The sequence below is a fragment of the Mesorhizobium sp. M7A.F.Ca.CA.004.06.1.1 genome, assembly GCF_003999135.1.
Taxonomy (GTDB): domain Bacteria; phylum Pseudomonadota; class Alphaproteobacteria; order Rhizobiales; family Rhizobiaceae; genus Mesorhizobium.
In genome coordinates, this window is the sequence record NZ_RZPQ01001458.1 from 1 (window position 1) to 439 (window position 439).

At 61.3% G+C, this 439-nt stretch carries 1 protein-coding gene; it reads left to right on the forward strand.

Annotation, left to right across the window (positions count from 1 at the left end):
• The coding region (locus EN906_RS36915; protein ID WP_127375903.1) for an ArsC/Spx/MgsR family protein at window positions 1-282 on the forward strand (282 nt) is incomplete at its 5' end.
• Window positions 283-439: the final 157 nt, after the last annotated feature.

A 439-nucleotide genomic window follows, 5' to 3' on the forward strand; every position in this document is an offset into this window, starting at 1 on the left:
GCCGCGATGGGCATGATGCCGCGCCAATTGCTGCGCGAGAAGGGCACGCCTTACGCGGAACTCGATCTCGGCAATCCCAAGTGGACCGACGATGAAATTCTGGACTTCATGATGGCGCATCCGATCCTGATCAATCGGCCGATCGTGGTCACGCGTCTCGGCGTCGTTCTCGCGCGACCTTCGGAAGCGGTTCTCGACATCCTGCCCAACCCCAATATCGGGCCGTTCGTTAAAGAGGACGGCGAAGTCGTCGTCGACATCAAGGGCAAGCGCATTGGCTGAGCAGAACCACGTCGCCGATGACGCGCTGCCGAACGTCGACGAAGAGCAGTTTCGGCCGATCGATATGCAGGTTCTGCTGGACGCGCCCAGGTCCATTCACAAGCCCCGCGTGCTGATGCTCTACGGATCGCTGCGGGAGCGGTCCTATTCCCGCCTC